This is a genomic window from Halomonas sp. ND22Bw (genome assembly GCF_003011945.1).
Lineage (GTDB): Bacteria > Pseudomonadota > Gammaproteobacteria > Pseudomonadales > Halomonadaceae > Halomonas > Halomonas halophila.
This window is the reverse complement of the sequence record NZ_PXWD01001042.1, coordinates 1-265: the sequence shown is the minus strand read 5'-3', so window position 1 is coordinate 265 and position 265 is coordinate 1. Positions and strand designations below refer to the sequence as shown.

Annotated in this window: 1 protein-coding gene; it reads left to right on the top strand. The window is 60.8% G+C overall.

The features are described 5' to 3' along the window. Positions 1-14: 14 nt before the first annotated feature. The coding region (locus tag CVH10_RS21345) for a cbb3-type cytochrome c oxidase subunit I (RefSeq protein ID WP_369335947.1) at positions 15-265 on the top strand (251 nt) is incomplete at its 3' end.

The following is a 265-nucleotide window of genomic DNA, read 5'->3' as shown; positions in this document are numbered from 1 at the left end:
ACTGGTTCCCGAAGATGAGCGGCTATGTGATCCCGGACTGGATCGGCAAACTGCACTTCTGGGTCGCCTTTTTCGGCGCCAACCTGCTGTTCTTCCCGCAGCACTTCCTCGGCCTGGCCGGCATGCCGCGTCACTATGTGGACTATCCGGATGCCTTCGCCGGGTGGCATTTCTGGTCGTCGATCGGCTCCTACATTTTCGCCGCCGGTCTGCTGATCTTCTTCTACGGCGTGTATGTCGCCTTCTCCCGCAAGGAGCTCGCCGG